General features: G+C 43.0%; 19 protein-coding genes and 1 other RNA gene. 8 read left to right on the top strand and 12 right to left on the bottom strand.

Annotated elements, in window-relative coordinates:
* The first annotated feature begins 160 nt into the window (after window positions 1–160).
* The 5 genes from AM500_RS10460 to AM500_RS10440 are packed head-to-tail and all read left to right on the top strand — an operon-like array spanning window position 161 to window position 2,889.
* Complete coding sequence (locus AM500_RS10460) at window positions 161–850, top strand: Crp/Fnr family transcriptional regulator (RefSeq protein WP_053599155.1); 690 nt, start codon at window positions 161–163, stop codon at window positions 848–850.
* 19 nt (window positions 851–869) lie between these two features.
* Complete coding sequence (locus tag AM500_RS10455; protein ID WP_053599154.1) at window positions 870–1,112, top strand: DUF2249 domain-containing protein; 243 nt, start codon at window positions 870–872, stop codon at window positions 1,110–1,112.
* Window positions 1,109–1,315: a DUF2249 domain-containing protein gene (locus AM500_RS10450; RefSeq protein ID WP_053599153.1), complete on the top strand. Its 207-nt coding sequence runs from the start codon at window positions 1,109–1,111 to the stop codon at window positions 1,313–1,315. The genes AM500_RS10455 and AM500_RS10450 overlap by 4 nt, the downstream gene beginning before the upstream one ends.
* Before the next feature lie 15 nt (window positions 1,316–1,330).
* Window positions 1,331–2,575 carry a hypothetical protein gene (locus AM500_RS10445; RefSeq protein ID WP_053599152.1) on the top strand — a complete coding sequence of 415 codons (1,245 nt, stop codon included), beginning with the start codon at window positions 1,331–1,333 and terminating at the stop codon, window positions 2,573–2,575.
* A 14-nt stretch (window positions 2,576–2,589) separates the two neighbouring features.
* Complete coding sequence (locus AM500_RS10440; RefSeq protein ID WP_053599151.1) at window positions 2,590–2,889, top strand: metal-sulfur cluster assembly factor; 300 nt, start codon at window positions 2,590–2,592, stop codon at window positions 2,887–2,889.
* A 56-nt stretch (window positions 2,890–2,945) separates the two neighbouring features.
* Here the strand turns inward: AM500_RS10440 and AM500_RS25445 are convergent, their stop codons facing one another.
* The 9 genes from AM500_RS25445 to AM500_RS10410 form a co-directional block, all read right to left on the bottom strand.
* Window positions 2,946–3,107 carry a hypothetical protein gene (locus tag AM500_RS25445; RefSeq protein WP_156319787.1) on the bottom strand — a complete coding sequence of 54 codons (162 nt, stop codon included), beginning with the start codon at window positions 3,105–3,107 and terminating at the stop codon, window positions 2,946–2,948.
* 411 nt (window positions 3,108–3,518) lie between these two features.
* Window positions 3,519–4,655, bottom strand: a complete 1,137-nt coding sequence (locus AM500_RS10435; protein WP_053599150.1) for a THUMP domain-containing class I SAM-dependent RNA methyltransferase — start codon at window positions 4,653–4,655, stop codon at window positions 3,519–3,521.
* Window positions 4,656–4,868: 213 nt separating this feature from the next.
* Window positions 4,869–5,245, bottom strand: an RNA gene (rnpB, locus tag AM500_RS24980) — RNase P RNA component class B.
* A gap of 82 nt (window positions 5,246–5,327) precedes the next feature.
* Window positions 5,328–5,639, bottom strand: coding sequence for a cell division regulator GpsB (gene gpsB, locus AM500_RS10425; RefSeq protein WP_053601690.1), 312 nt, complete (start codon window positions 5,637–5,639; stop codon window positions 5,328–5,330).
* A gap of 96 nt (window positions 5,640–5,735) precedes the next feature.
* Window positions 5,736–6,323 carry an SLOG family protein gene (locus AM500_RS10420; RefSeq protein ID WP_053601689.1) on the bottom strand — a complete coding sequence of 196 codons (588 nt, stop codon included), beginning with the start codon at window positions 6,321–6,323 and terminating at the stop codon, window positions 5,736–5,738.
* Window positions 6,324–6,395: 72 nt separating this feature from the next.
* Window positions 6,396–6,605: a CotD family spore coat protein gene (locus tag AM500_RS24975; protein WP_082347195.1), complete on the bottom strand. Its 210-nt coding sequence runs from the start codon at window positions 6,603–6,605 to the stop codon at window positions 6,396–6,398.
* A gap of 73 nt (window positions 6,606–6,678) precedes the next feature.
* Entirely contained in the window at window positions 6,679–6,777 is a 99-nt protein-coding gene (locus tag AM500_RS26075; protein WP_231505655.1) for a hypothetical protein, read from the bottom strand.
* A 373-nt stretch (window positions 6,778–7,150) separates the two neighbouring features.
* Window positions 7,151–8,461, bottom strand: coding sequence for a ribonuclease H-like domain-containing protein (locus AM500_RS10415; protein ID WP_053599148.1), 1,311 nt, complete (start codon window positions 8,459–8,461; stop codon window positions 7,151–7,153).
* A gap of 4 nt (window positions 8,462–8,465) precedes the next feature.
* Window positions 8,466–10,754, bottom strand: coding sequence for a DEAD/DEAH box helicase (locus tag AM500_RS10410; RefSeq protein ID WP_053599147.1), 2,289 nt, complete (start codon window positions 10,752–10,754; stop codon window positions 8,466–8,468).
* 420 nt (window positions 10,755–11,174) lie between these two features.
* Between AM500_RS10410 and AM500_RS10405 the strand changes: the two genes are divergently transcribed.
* Window positions 11,175–11,870, top strand: coding sequence for a Crp/Fnr family transcriptional regulator (locus AM500_RS10405; protein WP_053599146.1), 696 nt, complete (start codon window positions 11,175–11,177; stop codon window positions 11,868–11,870).
* 104 nt (window positions 11,871–11,974) lie between these two features.
* Here the strand turns inward: AM500_RS10405 and hcp are convergent, their stop codons facing one another.
* The gene (hcp, locus tag AM500_RS10400) at window positions 11,975–13,276 is read right to left on the bottom strand and encodes a hydroxylamine reductase (RefSeq protein ID WP_053599145.1); all 1,302 of its coding nucleotides are present in this window, start codon (window positions 13,274–13,276) and stop codon (window positions 11,975–11,977) included.
* Window positions 13,277–13,509: 233 nt separating this feature from the next.
* Here hcp and AM500_RS10395 point away from each other — a divergent pair, with 233 nt between their 5' ends.
* Window positions 13,510–13,995, top strand: a complete 486-nt coding sequence (locus tag AM500_RS10395; protein ID WP_053599144.1) for an Hsp20/alpha crystallin family protein — start codon at window positions 13,510–13,512, stop codon at window positions 13,993–13,995.
* 455 nt (window positions 13,996–14,450) lie between these two features.
* Here the strand turns inward: AM500_RS10395 and AM500_RS10390 are convergent, their stop codons facing one another.
* Entirely contained in the window at window positions 14,451–14,933 is a 483-nt protein-coding gene (locus AM500_RS10390) for a YppG family protein (RefSeq protein WP_053599143.1), read from the bottom strand.
* A 181-nt stretch (window positions 14,934–15,114) separates the two neighbouring features.
* Here AM500_RS10390 and yppF point away from each other — a divergent pair, with 181 nt between their 5' ends.
* Entirely contained in the window at window positions 15,115–15,315 is a 201-nt protein-coding gene (gene yppF / locus AM500_RS10385; RefSeq protein WP_043933635.1) for a YppF family protein, read from the top strand.
* A gap of 34 nt (window positions 15,316–15,349) precedes the next feature.
* On the opposite strand, the gene AM500_RS10380 is transcribed toward yppF, so the two are convergent.
* A complete protein-coding gene (locus tag AM500_RS10380) occupies window positions 15,350–15,727 on the bottom strand; it encodes a DUF1798 family protein (RefSeq protein WP_053599142.1) in 378 nt (125 codons plus the stop codon).
* Between the last annotated feature and the right edge of the window lie 26 nt (window positions 15,728–15,753).

Below are 15,753 nucleotides of genomic sequence, written 5' to 3'. Positions count from 1 at the left end.
TTCACAAAACTGTTAAAAGTGCTGAAGTCCATGGCCTTACTGTGATTTTTCACACAGGGGACTTTAATTTTGATAGAGCGTGATGAACATCACATATCTAGCAATTTAACCCTGATACACTGTGGTTAACAACAAATATATAGGGTAAAAGGTGATGCCGATGAAACGGACTGACATCATTAAACGGTTGTCCGCCGTTCCAATTTTCAGGGAATTGAATTTCTGCGAATTGGAGGAGCTAGTTAAAATCGCCCAGGCGCGCAATTATAAAAATAAAATGTATGTATTTATGCAGGATGATCCTCTTGACCGTGTGTTTTTCATCCATTCCGGTAAAGTGAAAATTTACAAAACAGATTCTGCCGGGAAAGAACAAATCGTTTCAGTTTTAGAGGCCGGAGAAATGTTCCCGCATGCGGGATTTTTTAGAAAAGGAAACTACCCTGCCCATGCAGAGATCATTGAAGAAGCTCAACTAGTAGTTATTCCAATTAATGATTTCGAAAAAGTGCTGATTAGCTATCCTGAGCTAAGCATTAAATTATTCAAGGTGCTTGGTGAAAAGATAGTCGACCTTCAGGAAAGGCTTGAGGCCCAGATTCTTCATAACACCTATGAGCAAATCGTCCTTCTTTTGCTCAGACTGACTAAATCTAACGGAGTCGAGCTGGGGGACCTTCACAGATTGACTACCCAATTCACGAACCGCGAGTTGGCCAACATGATTGGAACTTCGAGGGAAACTGTCTCTCGAACAGTAAACCACTTAAAGAAGAAAAAGTTTATTGAACAGGATGATTCGGGATTTTATCTCATTAACTCCGAAGCACTGCAATCGGAACTATTTTAGTAAAGGGAGAGGATTACCTATGGAAAATAAGATCATTGAATTGGATGTTCGGGAGGATTTAAAAAATAAAATCGAACCATTTCAAAAGATTATGGACGCAATTAAAGGGCTCGAGGAAAATGATGCATTTATCCTTCATGCCCCATTCAAGCCTGTTCCGCTATTTGCAGTCATGAAAGCGAAAGGGTTCACTCACGACCTGGAGGAGCTTGAAAAGAAACATTGGAAAGTGACCTTTACTAAGAGAGGTGCACAATCATGATTCTTGACAACCGCGGACTTGAGCCCCCGCAGCCAATGATGCGGACCCTCGCCGCCCTTGAAACACTAGATAATAATCAAACACTGACAATTATTAATGAACGCCGTCCGATGTTCTTATACGAACAGCTGCAGGAGCTGGGGTTTAAGCAGCGGACGGAAGAACAGGAAGATGGCAGCTTCAAGATTGAGATTTTTCGATAAAAGGTGTGATTTACTATGATTCAACAAACTTCCGGCAATGAAACAAACATAAAGCTGCCTTTTGCATTTATTCTTATCGCGCTAGTTTCCCTTGTCACTTCTCAGGTATTGCTGATTGTTAATGGCGACATGGTTTCTGAAGGAGTATTCCGGATTCCTGCTATTTGGTCAGCGGCTCACCTATTGCTGCTGGGATGGGCGCTGATGACGGCAATGGGGGCGATGTATCAGCTGGTGCCTGTCGCGTTTCTAACTCCCATCTGGAGCGAAAAATTCGGGTTTGTCCAGTTTGCTGTCACTGCTATCGGTATTACGCTATTTTCATTAATGCTATATGTTAGTCCTGGAAACGCGTTTTTACCCGGTGTGCTAATGCTGATTGGTATTCTGATGTTTATTTTTCAAATGGGTATGACGCTGAGAAAGCAGGCTAAGCCTAACATCCTGACACTTTTCGTTGGATCAGCCCTAGTCTGCCTGCTAGTGACAATCGTATTAGGGATTACAATGGTTTGGTCAATGAAAACCGGATCAGGCGGAGATGCCTACATTCCAATATTGAAAAGCCATATTTTACTAGGAACAGCTGGTTGGTTCACCTTATTGATCTTCGGGTTTTCTTACAAAATGGTGCCGATGTTTTCACTTGCCCATGGGTTTGGGATGAAAATGGCTGTCTGGGTGTACGCGGTTTATACTATAGGGCTTGTGGTTACGGCTATAAGCTTCTGGACAGGAAACGATGTCCTTTTAGGCCTCGGTTTAGTACTGCTGGCGATAGGGTTCATGATGTTTGCCTGGCATATTCTCCAAATCATTGGAAAAAGAATCAAGAAAAAGCTTGATAAACCGTTCATGTTTGCGCTGCTAGGTATCGTATTCGGCGCCCTTGTCCATCTTGGCACTCTTGTATCTTTCTCCGCGGGCAGCCTCGCCGAAACGATTGGACCGCTTCTTTATGTATATATCATGCTTTGGATAGCCTATAGCATCCTTGGCTATCTGTATAAAATAGTCCCTTTCCTATGGTGGACACACAAATACAGCAAGGAAATTGGGAAAACAGCAGTTCCGGCACTCAAGGACATGGTTAACGATAAGGCTGCTGTCCCTTTGTTTATTACCCTGGCCGCCTCCTCGACACTTGTGTTTTTTGCGATTCTTTATAAATCAGCAGTCGTATTCTTGGCAGGTCAGATTGCTGCATCAATTACCCTTGTCATCATTAGCATTACGATCATTCTTGTTTTGAAAAAGTAAAGGAGTGTTCTTTAATGGATACAGTTGAAAAAATACGCGCAGAGCTAAAAACCGTTCTTGACCCGGAATTAAATATTAACGTTGTCGACCTTGGCCTTATATATGATATAAAACCAGTGAATGATCAGGATGCGGAAATCACCATGACGCTTACAACGCCTGGCTGCCCGCTTCATGACAGTATTATTAGTGGAGTCAAACACAAAATCGAATCTCTTCCTGAGATCCGGAATGCCCTCGTTAATCTTGTCTGGCAGCCTGCCTGGTCGCCTGACATGATGTCTCCAGAGGCAATGAAACAGCTTAGAGGCTAGTTCCCAACAAAAAATATAAAAAACCGGAAGCAGCTAATGTGTGCTTCCGGTTTTTGTTATTTGGCAATCTGCCTTGCCGACAGAGCCCGCTTCCAATTCTGCTCAGCTTCTTTTAGCAAAAGGAACGATTTTTCTTTCAACATCGCATCCTGGCTGGCCATTTCCATGGTTCTGGCAATGGCTTCGGCAATTTTAGCAAAGTTAGGTCCCTGGTTCATTGTTCATTCCTCCCGAAAAAAGGTAACATGTTCTAGCCTATTCAAGGAGTGAAGGAATTATTCCAGGGGGCCCGATTTTGCATGGAAATCGGAAAGGATTATTACGGGTATTACTAGTAATTTTCAACTAACCGAATTTCATATTCACTGGTGGTTAGTTGCCATATTTTTTAATTTTATAGTTATTTTATATATAGTCACTGCCTGTGAGTAACTAACCCCTGCACGGCATAGACTAGTCCTTGTCAGGCAGCTACTAGTGATTTTCTATTTAGTTTACCGATAATAACTAGGTAAAAACAGAGAAACTATGCTGCCTTCACTAGTCCTTTTCTATCCTAGTGAGCGAAAGAAGTAAAAATTTGCTTCCACATTAAACTCAATTCACTAGTGAACTTAATACTAATTGGATTAGTTACGCGGCGGTCTTGGTCCCCAGTATTGGTAAAAGTCCGTCCGGATAAAGCCATTGAAAAGCTTGCGTTTTTTCGTAGCCGGCTTACCGTAAAATTTCTCAAAATCCTCATGGGAAGTTAGTATATATTTGCTCCATGTATCCAATTTTTCAAAGGCCTGGCCCATTTCGCGGTACATTTGTTCAACTGCCGGGCGGTCTCCAAGCCGTTCTCCATATGGCGGGTTACCGACTATGACACCGTATTGCTTATCCGAGGTCAAGTCTCTGACTTGCATTTGTTTAAAGGTAATGATTTCGCCAAGCCCTGCTTCAAACGCGTTGCCCTGTGCAATCTTGACCATTCGGTGGTCGATATCGTAACCTGCAATATCAAGCGGCTGGTCATATTTTGCAAGATCGTCCGCCTCTGTACGGGCTTTCTCCCAAACATCTTCCCCGATCCAGCTCCATTGCTCGGAAACAAATTCACGATTGAATCCAGGTGCAATATTCTGGCCAATCAGTGCTGCCTCAATAGGAATCGTACCGGAACCGCAGAACGGGTCAATGAATGGTTTTTCAGGATACCAATTTGTCAGCTGGACGAGTGCGGCAGCCAATGTTTCCTTTAACGGCGCCTCCCCTTGTCCAGCACGGTAACCGCGCTTATGCAGCCCAGCCCCGCTCGTATCGAGGCTGATCGTTGCTACGTCCTTCAATAAAGAAACCTCAATCTTGAACAACGCCCCAGTTTCTTCGAATCGTGAAACTTTTTTGTATCGCAGTTTCATTTTTTCTACAATTGCCTTCTTCACAATCGCCTGGCAATCTGAAACGGAGAATAACTTGGACTTTACAGACTTTCCGCTAACGGGAAATTCCGCGTCCTCTGGCAAAAATTTATCCCACGGGAGTGCCTTCGTCTTTTCAAACAATTCATCAAACGTATAAGCTTTAAACTCACCGACTTTTATTTTCACACGGTCAGCTGTCCTTAGCCAAAGATTGGCCCTCGCAATAGCAAGCTCATCCCCAACGAACGTTACCTTGCCGTTTTCAGTTGCCCCTTCATAGCCGAGGTCCTTTACCTCTTTAGCCACAAGTGCTTCAAGTCCCATTGCTGCCGTTGCGATTATTTCATATTTACCCATTCGTTCACCTTACCTGTTATGTACTTTTAAAACCGCATTTCACACTATGTTACATGTTAACAGAATTGCATAGTCAACTTCAAATCTCCACTAGACCCATTTTTGATGGTCAGCTCCAAATAATACCGTGAGACATACTTTTAGAAAAACAAAAAGGCCATCCATTCAGGAGGGCCATAGCTGTTATTATTTTAATAATTTCCAGAAATTGCGTTCTGTAAGCCATGTTCTGTACCTTTGTACTGCAAGCGACTAAAAGTCTCGTACTAGGGTGGTAATCATCTATCTCCAGGCAATGCCTGCCCTTCTCCTGCGTTGAATTCCGCGGAGAAAGTTCCCCTACCATAGTTTGGGTTTCTCGCTCGTGGGGTTTACCGCGTTCCACCCTTCCCGTTTCCAGGAAGGCTCCGTCACTGTGGCACTTTTATAGGTATTCATACCATATCCAAAGGACTTAGGCATTTTCCCGGCCGTCAGCCCAAAAGGCTGCCCTGGCTTATTTTTTCGCCAGGCACGAACACTACAGGCATCTCAGCCTGTGCGAGCATGGACTTTCCTCTACAGCAAAGCTGCAGCGATTACCCGAACGCAATTAATGAACAATGTCTATTATATGTATTTCCTGCTGATTAATCAATGGATACCTCAGGAAAATACGGGATTTCATGTCAATCACTCATACAGCTTGTTGCCGAATACATGCTTTTCCAGGTTGGAAAGGCGTTTAAGGATGTCGAAATTGGTTGTTCCGGCTGGCTGGACAGGCGGCTGCTGGGCAGGCCTTTTATTAGCCTCCTCGAGCTGTTTTTTCAGGCGCAGGTTTTCCTGCTGCAGTTCCTCAATTTCCTGATGGAAGGTTTCATAGTCTTTGATTATCAAATCAAGGTATTTATCAACATCTTCTTGTTTGTATCCCCGCATCGCTGTTTTGAATTCCTGTTCAAGGATATCTTTTGCGGTCAATTTGATTTTATCCGATAGCATTGTTTTCACCTCTACAGTAAGCCAATCATTACTTATTATTTTTTCAAAAATAGACCCTTTTGTCAATTTATCTTTTCCTGCAAGCACCCATCGTAGTTAGTATTCATACTTTTTTAACTGTTCTTCCTCAACGATCTGCTGAAGATCGTAGAAAGTAATCAATCTTACCGGGTACCCATTAACCTGTTGCGCCATTTCATACATGAACTTTGGGCTTCCTTCTTTTTCACTATCATACAAGAGAATAAGCGCATCACTCTTTTTAATCAGGAATTGGTTTTTCAATCTGAATTGGTTTGGGCTATCATATTTCTTCTTCGTGACAGAATCGACATAATCCGCACCAAGCAAAATTGATTCATACCATTCTTTATTCTTGTCGTTCCATTTTTCTTCTTGTTCCAAAAACGGAGTAATGACAGCGAGTTTAAGATCGGGAAAATCCTCCTGAAGTTCAAAAACTGCTTCTGCTGCCCAAAGCTCTGCACCCAGTTGTCCGCTGATGAGAACCCATTCAAGGCCAGTTTCAACAAGGGGGAGGATTTCTTTTTTATAGGCTGCTTTTATATAGGACGCCGCCGGATGATCCGGCTGAAAAATGCCCAATTCAAAGGGCTTATAGCCTGAAATTGTAATAACTTTAAACGTAGGTATCGCCCCCGATACTTCTTCTCTTTCTACCATATTAACATTGAACTGGGAATAAAACACAAAAAGGGCTTTTTCGCCCTCATTGAGTTTGATTTTTTCACCGCATCATACCGGACCAGAGGGATTACTTTGAGTAAATTGGTTAATTGTTGAATGTGTATGCGGGAAATAGTGCTTATGAATAATACGCTGGTGGTTAACAGTCACGGTATGGAATGGATGGATATGCGGTATCACTACAGTTGAGTACACATGCTGGACACGGACTGGGCCCTTTGGAAAACCTGGTCCTGGCGCAAACGGCCTGGGAAACATAAGCATCGCTCCTTCTTATTGGCTGTAATAGCCTATTCAGAAAAATCATCGATGCTTAGGTGCAATGCCTACTTTAAAACAAAAAAGTGTAGAAGCTGTCCCTCATGTTTGTAAAAACAAATGCTGTGAGAAAAACAACAAGGAAAAATAGAAAAAATACTGCTTTATACATTAAAACTTCAGCCCCGTTATTGATGATATTTGTCGAAAAATAAGTACGCCCAATGTCCCATTTTAATGGGTTTTACGCATATTAACAACTAGAAAATACGAATTATTAATATTTAATTATGAACGTTTTGTGACAAGTTTAAAAAGCGCAAGCGCCTCGGTCATCGCCGTACAAAATGGAGGGACTTCGACTGAGATAAAGGAATCACGAAGAGCGTAAGCGATTCGATGATGACTTATCGTAGGGAGGAGGCCTGAAGTTTGCTAGGCGATAGGCGCTGGAGCTAGAAATAATGAGAAAACCGCAGTCATTCCCCGATTATTAACTGGTTCAACTGCGGCAAAAAAGCAAATTTACCAACGTATGAAGTTTCTTAATCTTGGCCAATATTCAGCTTCCTTTGCAGCCTTTTAAGCCTGGCAAGCATATCTATTTTAAGAAGTGTTCCAGATACTGCGCGGAGCTTATCGGATTCACACTTCTGGCAAGCCTGTGAAGAAAAATGATGTGCCTTCTGGTAATCCTTAAACTTATGTTCAAGAATCTTCGCGGCCTCTATACTTGCTTCGACTGAGACTTCAAGCGCATGCGATTCAGCAGCTGCAGAGAAGTATTCCAAAGCATGGTCCCACTGCTTCCCTTTCTTAAACGAATACCCAAGCCGCAGCTTTGCGATAGCGGCCTCTTTGTCATTTCCTTCGATGAGTCCCGTATATGCCCTGCTTGCTTCAGAATGGTTTCCGACGGCCGAAAACCATTTCCCCACTTCTAGGGCTTCCTGTCTCGTCCGTTCACCATCCATGCCGCAAAGCTGGAAAGTCAAATGAGTATATAAGGTAACAAGTGACAGAATGTCAATTTCATTATGTTTAAGGATTCCGAGCATTCCGTCTGGCCTGCCTGTCTCGACGTAATCAAAATAGATCATCGGAGCTAGAAAACCAGGAATGTCATCTTCCCTTTCCACTTCCAGTACCTCTGTCTCAACAACTGAAAGCTTCATTCTGTCAAGCTTATGTTTCCATAGCCTTCTAGCAGCATGGTACAGATCGAAATGACCGAACTCAGGCAGCTTTGGTACATGTTCTCGAACGAGAGTATGCCTTGTTTTTACTTGAGGCCAATCAAACGATTTCCCATTATAGGTGACCAGTGTCCTATAATTAATGCTTTCCAGGAAGCTTTGATATAGTGGGACTTCTGCTCCAGGATGAGGAAGGATATGCTGTTTTAGAATCAATTTATCTCTAACGACACTTGCCTGGCCCAGCAGGAATATCGTATTTCCAGTTCCGCCGCCAAGCCCTGTCGTTTCTGTATCAAAAAAGAACAACTCCTCAGCGGTGTGCCCCTTGGAAGAGAGCGGGTGCTCTATGCCGCTTGTCTCCCAAAGGGAAACCGCCTCCAGGAAGTCAGAGAACCTGTATCGCCCATGCTTATAGTCAAGAGGATAGACAACTTCCCTTACTAAACAATATTGTCCATCAAAATGGAACGCCTTTACTCCGGCTTTATCCCATTCCTCCCATTGCGGGATATCGTGGCCAATATTCTCCAGACGCGGTTCAGTAACCGCTTCGGAAGTTTGTGTGCCAGCTGGTGCAAAAACTTCATTTGACAATGACTCCTTATGACTGGCCGAGAGATGGGGCTTTAATCTGTTTAATTTATTTTTTAACGACATGTCATCACAACCGTGCATTCCTGGCAGCGGCCAGGAAGTGATTTGTTATTTTAAATGCATCTTTTTTTGCAGTCATTGACGTTGCATCCATGCCTATGCAGGACGGGCAGCCTTCTTCACATGGGCATCTTTCAATCATTGCGGCCGCTTCTTCGAGGACTAATTCCATGCCGGCATAAAGTTTGTCGCTTAGGCCTACTCCGCCAGGATAACTATCATAAAAGAAAATCGTAGGCTTCTCATTGTGGTCAGCCTTAACCTGGGGAACAACATGGATATCCTGAGGGTCTGCCATAACAAACAAAGGAGCAATATTGGACAGTGCATGAGACGCACCTATCAGACCTTGTTCCAGGCGATCATGTTTGAGCTCGTCCAAGTTATCTTCAAGCGAAACCCAGGCAGAGCTTGTATGCAGCTCCATTTCTGGTAAAAAAATCGGGCCTGAACCTATATTATCATGGGTTTCGAATTTTATTTTTTTAAAAATTGTCGCCATTGCCCTAACGCTTACATCCCCGTATCCAATTTCCACACCGTTCCGTTCTGAAAGCTTGTCTACCTCCAGAACCTTCAATTGGACCGCGAGATTCGCATCGGTATAGTAATCAACGTCAACTTCCCGGACATAGGCCTTCTTCTCATCCCAATCAAGTTTCTCCACCTGGTACTGAATGCCCTGGTGAAGGTAAATTGCTTCGTCATGCAGCAGCGTCATGGCCGAGAATGTATCCATTTCACCAATCACACTGACATTAGCGATATCGGATTGATCTATGATTATGACATTTTCCTGGGAAGCAGATCTCAAACTTATGTTATGGGCCGGAAAGGAATCATTCATCCAATACCATTTATCTCCGTTTTGATAGAGGACCCTCTCCTCGACAAGATATTCGAGCAGCTCTTCAGTACCCAGCCCTCCAAATTCTTCATCTTTTTTAAAAGGAAGCTCGTAGGCTGCACACTTTAGGTGGTCAATAAGGATGATCAAATTGTCCGGATTTATTCTGGCTGTTTCCGGGCTCTTATTGAAAAAATAATCCGGATTCTGGATGACATACTGGTCGAGCGGGCTTGAGCTTGCAACCATAATCACAAGCGCTTCTCCATGCCGTCTTCCGGCACGGCCTGCTTGCTGCCAGGCACTCGAGATTGTTCCCGGATATCCGGTCATAATGCAAACTTGAAGCTGGCCGATGTCTACCCCCAGCTCAAGGGCATTCGTGCTGACGACGCCGTATATCTCACCATTTCGAAGACCCTTTTCAATCCGGCGCCGCTCGGCTGGCAAATAACCGCCGCGGTAGCCCATAATCGATTTTGGGCCAAGCTGATTTTTGACAAGCTCCTGAAGATACGTCAGGATAATTTCAACCCTAACCCGGCTCCGGGCAAAAACAATTGTCTGGATTTTATTTCGCAGCAGCTCCCCCGCTATCCTCCTTACTTCGAGGGTTGCGCTTCGCCTCAAGTTCAGGGGTTTATTAATGACAGGCGGATTATAAAAAACAAAATGCTTCCTTCCCGTTGGAGCCCCATTATTGTCGACCAAAACCATATGGGTTTCAGTCAAGGTCTCTGCCAGTTCAAGCGGATTGGCGATTGTTGCAGAGGTACAAATGAACACAGGATTGCTCCCATAATAGCTGCATATCCGCTTAAGCCGGCGTATGACATTCGCGACATGGCTGCCGAACACACCCCTATATGTGTGCAGTTCGTCAATTACGACAAACTTAAGGTTTTCAAACAGCGAAACCCATTTTGTATGATGTGGCAATATCGCACTGTGGAGCATGTCAGGATTCGTTATGACAACATGGCCGGCCTTTCGAACTCTTTGCCGAATGTTCGCCGGTGTATCTCCATCGTACGTATAGCTATTGATATCAAGGCCCGCTTCCTGGATCAATTCATTAATTTCACTCTTTTGGTCCTGGGCAAGCGCCTTGGTTGGAAACATATATAATGCCCTCGAACTGCTGTCATTCAGGATTGTCTGCAGGACGGGCAGATTATAGCATAGAGTTTTCCCCGAGGCGGTCGGAGTGACGGCCGTGATGCTTTGTCCGGACATCGCTGTTTCAAATGCGGTTTTCTGGTGAGTATATAATTCAGAAACCCCTCTATGTTCCAGGGCCTTTTTTAATAACGGATTCAGTTGTTCCGGCATCGATTTCGTTCTGGCCGGTTTTTCATCAATTGTATGCCAATGAACAATATTATTTTTAAATTGTTCATCAAGCTTTAATTTTTCAAGCATCTCTTGGAGGTTTTTCCTCAATTTCATTTACATCACCCCATCTCCTCTATTGTAGCGAATAGACGTTCGTTAAAAAAGAAAAATATATTGCTAATGTTCGTGAATGTTTGTGGGAATTAATCCCAACAGATGTCAAGATTTTGACACGGAATATTTTCTTACCTCAATCATTTGATTTGATACAATAAAAGGTGACATGAATAAAAGCTAGGACACTTACGACAGATAAAAACCGTCTATCCCCGTGGTGCTTATCCTTAGAGGCTTATTTGGGGTGCCAATTGCACGAATAGGTAGGTGAATGATTCAGAACTTTAGGAGGGCTTTCTTATCCTTAACATGGGATAATGGGCTGCAATGAGCCTGGGCTCGTCTCTAGCTGGAGCAGAATTTTAAGTACATAATCCACAAATGTTTTTTTAACTACACGATTAGGAGTGGGGAATAATGCTAGCTGAAGAAATAAGAACCGTGCTTTCATGGTTTCCGATATTCCGGGAATTGAACCGATATGAAATAGATAAAATAGCAGAAATTTCAATCGCCAGGGAATTTAAAAAAGGCGCCCATATTTTCATGCAGGGTGATCCCATTGAAAATGTTTATTTTGTCTTTAAGGGAAAAATAAAAATTTACAAATCTGATGCAAACGGGAAAGAACAAATCGTCAATATCCTTCAAAAGGGTGAGATGTTCCCGCATATCGGCTTTTTCCGGAAGGGTGATTACCCGGCTTATTCGGAGGCAATTGAACCTGCAACATTGGTTGTTGTGCCTATTTCCAGGTTTGAAAGTGTCCTGATGTACAATCCGGAATTATGTATCAAGCTATTCCGCGTGCTTGGTGAGCGGATTGTCGACTTGCAGAACCGTCTCGAGGAGCAAATCCTGAATAACACGAATGAGCAAATCATCAAGCTGCTGGTCCGCCTAGGCCAAAGGCATGGCACTGAAGTCAGTGATGGGCGCGTTTTGCTAAAAGGCGATTTTACGAACAGGGATTTAGGAAATATGATTGGTACAACTAGGGAAACAGTGAGCAGGACACTAACAAAAATGAAAAAAGATGGTTTAATTGAAATGGACAGCCATGGAAACATGAAATTCAATCCTGAAGTACTTTTGGACCAAATACTGCAGTAACAAGAATGAAGTCTCCGTCACTCCTTAGATTTTTGGTTAAAATGGCTAACTATTAATGTTTTAAACGAAAGAGGTGCCCCTTAAACTATGGGACACCTCTTCTCTTATTTTGCGTCAGAAAGTTGAAGCATTTCGTTCATGTCTTCCTGAGCGTCACCAATTAACTTTAGGTTGAACGCATTTTGCAATACTTCCAGGACACCAGCAGAAATGAATTCAGGCGGTTTTGGCCCAATCCGGATGTCCTTGATGCCGAGACTGAAAAGTCCCAACAAAATTGCAACTGCTTTTTGCTCAAACCAGGAAAGGACGATGCTTACCGGGAGTTCATTGATTTCACATTCGAACGCATCAGCCAAAGCTTTTGCAATTTTAACGGTGGAACCAGAGTTGTTGCACTGGCCAAGGTCAATATAGCGAGGAATCTCAGTCCCAGGCACTGTTCCATAATCCACATCATTGAAACGGAATTTTCCACATGAGGTTGTCAGAATGACTGTTTCAGGAGGCAGCGATGTTGCAAGTTCGCGGTAGTACTCTCCTCCTTTCCCTGGTGCGTCACAGCCAGCAATAACGAAGAAACGTTTGATTTTTCCTTCTTTGACTGCTGCAATGACTTCAGGAGCGAGCCCTAGAACTGTTTCATGGTGGAAGCCAGTAAGCAGTGTTTCTTCCGACTCAATATTGGCCTCAGGCAATTCAAGTGCCCGGTCAATTAAAGGTGTAAAATCGTCATTCACGATTTTTTGAACATTTTCAAGGCCAGCCACTTCATAGGAGAACATCCTGTCAGCGTAGCTTCCTTTAATCGGCATTACACAGTTGGTTGTTGCAAGGATGGCTCCAGGGAATTTTTCAAACAGGCGGCGCTGGTCATACCAGGCTTTGCCGATATTCCCTTTTAAATGCGAGTATTTTTTCAACGCAGGATAGCCATGGGCCGGGAGCATTTCGGAATGGGTATAGATGTTAATGCCCTTACCTTCTGTTTGCTTTAATAGCTCCTCAAGCGCGAACAGGTTATGCCCTGTTACCACTATCGACTTACCTTCAATTTTGTTTTGGCTGACTCGGATAGGCTGCGGAATGCCCAGGCGTTTTGTATGGGCCTCATCGAGCACTTCCATCATGCGAACTGCAGATTGGCCAACCTTCATTGCCATGTCAATATGCTCTTGGACATTGAAATTCGAATTCGTTAAGGTCATGTAAAGAGCTTCATGGGTTGTCGTATCCACAAAAGAATCCGTAAAACCGAGTTGATTTGCGTGTGTCCGGTAGGCTGCAATTCCCTTCAGGGCAAAAATGATTGTATCCTGTAGACTTGCAATCGTTTCATCTTTCCCGCAAACTCCGACGACCGTACAACCGCCAGACGGGGTTTGTTCACATTGATAACAGAACATGTTTAACTCCTCACTTTCGTTCATTACTCCTAATCAAGAATATAATGCCGCACCGGTTAAAACATGTGATGTAAATCACTTCTTTGACATCTGTCATCAATTGTTCAAATATTCACAAGTTGTATTCGCTTTCACTTCTTGTTTACCAATTTCATATGATATAAACGAAAATCGATTTTCGAATTATAAATGGGCCTAAGGGTTCTAATTGACTTATGAGAGAGGGAGATGGGATGAACGAAAAAGATAAACCAAAACGTTATGTTCAGAAGGGGCATCGGAACTCCAAGCAGAAGGATCCGGATTATCCATTGTCATATTTGAATGACTTTTTGCACTATCCGCCTGTAAAAGGCTTCCTTCAGTCCATAGATGATTTCTTCCAAAATCCATTCACACATTCACCTTTCCGCGTAAGCCTTGAAGATCATAACAACGAATACATCATTACGTCAGAACTTGCAGGTGTTAAGCGAGATCAAATCCATATAGATATTTTTAGAAATCAAGTTGTCATTTCAATAGAAAACAAAGTCGAACAAACAGAGACAAATGAAGAGCATGGAAGCTATCGGAAAAGCATATCGCAGCGACGTGATACAAGAAGTGTTCACCTTCCAAAACCGGTTCTTGATCATAAAGCAAAAGCCTCCTATCAAGATGGGCTCCTCAAAATAACCTTGCCAATAGACAAAGGCCATACATTGCAAATAGATTAACAAGAAAAGTACAAGCGCCTTTGTGTCAGACGAAAGAAATGCATGTCTCTGCTATGAATATTCCAGGAAGCTTTTCTTGTGTTCCTGGAATGTTTATTCAGGAAGCATTCTTTGTAGAACTCTAACTGACCGAGATGTAACCAACAAGTTCATTGGGCACGTTTCAGTGTTTTTCATAAGGCGAAATGTATCTAACAAGCTGTATTGGACACGTTTCAGTGTTTTTTATTAGGCAAAATGTAACCAACAAGCTGCATTGGGCACGTTTCAGTGTTTTTTATTAGGCAAAATGTAACCAACACCAAACCCTCTGGATAAATGACCTATCCACATTGGTGATATCTTTAATTACCTTTACAAAAAGCTAAAGAGCGCAGCCAGTCTGCGCTCTTTTCTCATTTCACATGAAAGTGATGGTTCCTGGAAAAAAAGAAACGGTTTATCCCGTTTCCTTGTTAAGCCTTGAATACTCCGCCCAAGCCTTTTATTAGGGCCGATGCCTGACTCACAGTACTGACCATTTGCCCTGCTGTATTCACCATTTTATTGATATCTAATGTGCCATCCTGTGATTTAAACGAGCCAAGGATGGATTGCATGGCTCCTGGTGTTTTTTGTACAAACTGCCCTTTAGGGTATGGATTATATTGTGGCGGAAAACCCATTTGCTGCATTGGCTGTGAATTGCCAAAAAATCCATTTTGCCCTCCGGGATCCAGGGGGTTTTGAAAAAGAAAATGGCTGCCCGGCCTATTTTGGTGAGCTTGTGGAACAAATTGGTTATTCGGCCACATATTCTCTCCCACTGGAAAACCTGGCTGAAACCCTGGCATCATCTGGGAGACTGGCATTCCCTGCTGGGGATAAACTCCATAAGGCATTTGCTGCGTAAAAGGCCCCTGTCCATATACCGGAGCTTGGTATGGGTTATATTGCATGTGGGCTACCTCACTTCCGTACATAGTTTCCCTATACTATATGTTGACGGTGAATCAGTGTGATTATTGAAAATTCAAGTGCTAAATAGAGAAATTTTTGTCGGAAGTTTAAATTTTTTAAAAATAAGGATTTCTTTTTATATGTGTTACGATATAGAAAATGGGGAAAGGGGCGCTTTAGATGGATATTTCAACATTGAAGACAAGCTTTATCCTGCAAAGAGACAATGATTCCGTAGATGCAAATGTTTTGAGGGATTATGCAAGGAAACTTTATATTCAAAATGAAATCACAGCTTCCACATATCGGAGGCTAATCCAGGAGCTCGAAGCTACAGGCGCCACTGTGCCGGAAATAACCGGTGAAAAAGTTACTAATTAAGAAAAATGCCCGCCACTTGGCGGGTATTTTTTTATTAAAGAACTTTCCCGGTTCCTGCAATTTTTTCAAGAATGCTGCTTAATGTATAATCAACTGTCCTGCTTGAATTTATAAACGTGTACCGGCTGGTCTTGACAAAAAAGGCCTGAATCGATAGTTTTTCAACGTGTTCATGGGCAAGTTCAATCTGACGGCTCGCAATGCCGTTACGGCCAAGGAATACCGTCTCTTTTAGAGCTGCTTCCTTCCATTGGTCATTTATAATTTTTACTTTATCTGCGAAGGGCTTTACCTCCGAGTAAAAATCACCATCCTCGTTTTTCTCCCTAGTTTGTTCAAAAGTTTGGACAAATACCTTATTATAATCCAGAAGCTGTTTGGTGAGCTCTTCTAACAAAATCAATGAGTCCATGATACCCCTCCACTATCTGAAACTCT

Origin of the sequence: Bacillus sp. FJAT-18017 (assembly GCF_001278805.1) — a bacterium.
Lineage (GTDB): Bacteria > Bacillota > Bacilli > Bacillales > Cytobacillaceae > Bacillus_D.
Note: the sequence above shows the minus strand (reverse complement) of the source record. Positions and strands in the feature narration are given on the sequence as shown.

Coding starts and splice junctions, on each gene's coding strand:
- AM500_RS10460 (WP_053599155.1), top strand. CDS start 161: ATGAAACGGACTGACATCATTAAACGGTTGTCCGCCGTTCCAATTTTC.
- AM500_RS10455 (WP_053599154.1), top strand. CDS start 870: ATGGAAAATAAGATCATTGAATTGGATGTTCGGGAGGATTTAAAAAAT.
- AM500_RS10450 (WP_053599153.1), top strand. CDS start 1,109: ATGATTCTTGACAACCGCGGACTTGAGCCCCCGCAGCCAATGATGCGG.
- AM500_RS10445 (WP_053599152.1), top strand. CDS start 1,331: ATGATTCAACAAACTTCCGGCAATGAAACAAACATAAAGCTGCCTTTT.
- AM500_RS10440 (WP_053599151.1), top strand. CDS start 2,590: ATGGATACAGTTGAAAAAATACGCGCAGAGCTAAAAACCGTTCTTGAC.
- AM500_RS25445 (WP_156319787.1), bottom strand. CDS start 3,107: ATGAACCAGGGACCTAACTTTGCTAAAATTGCCGAAGCCATTGCCAGA.
- AM500_RS10435 (WP_053599150.1), bottom strand. CDS start 4,655: ATGGGTAAATATGAAATAATCGCAACGGCAGCAATGGGACTTGAAGCA.
- gpsB (WP_053601690.1), bottom strand. CDS start 5,639: ATGCTATCGGATAAAATCAAATTGACCGCAAAAGATATCCTTGAACAG.
- AM500_RS10420 (WP_053601689.1), bottom strand. CDS start 6,323: ATGGTAGAAAGAGAAGAAGTATCGGGGGCGATACCTACGTTTAAAGTT.
- AM500_RS24975 (WP_082347195.1), bottom strand. CDS start 6,605: ATGTTTCCCAGGCCGTTTGCGCCAGGACCAGGTTTTCCAAAGGGCCCA.
- AM500_RS26075 (WP_231505655.1), bottom strand. CDS start 6,777: ATGTATAAAGCAGTATTTTTTCTATTTTTCCTTGTTGTTTTTCTCACA.
- AM500_RS10415 (WP_053599148.1), bottom strand. CDS start 8,461: ATGTCGTTAAAAAATAAATTAAACAGATTAAAGCCCCATCTCTCGGCC.
- AM500_RS10410 (WP_053599147.1), bottom strand. CDS start 10,754: ATGAAATTGAGGAAAAACCTCCAAGAGATGCTTGAAAAATTAAAGCTT.
- AM500_RS10405 (WP_053599146.1), top strand. CDS start 11,175: ATGCTAGCTGAAGAAATAAGAACCGTGCTTTCATGGTTTCCGATATTC.
- hcp (WP_053599145.1), bottom strand. CDS start 13,276: ATGTTCTGTTATCAATGTGAACAAACCCCGTCTGGCGGTTGTACGGTC.
- AM500_RS10395 (WP_053599144.1), top strand. CDS start 13,510: ATGAACGAAAAAGATAAACCAAAACGTTATGTTCAGAAGGGGCATCGG.
- AM500_RS10390 (WP_053599143.1), bottom strand. CDS start 14,933: ATGCAATATAACCCATACCAAGCTCCGGTATATGGACAGGGGCCTTTT.
- yppF (WP_043933635.1), top strand. CDS start 15,115: ATGGATATTTCAACATTGAAGACAAGCTTTATCCTGCAAAGAGACAAT.
- AM500_RS10380 (WP_053599142.1), bottom strand. CDS start 15,727: ATGGACTCATTGATTTTGTTAGAAGAGCTCACCAAACAGCTTCTGGAT.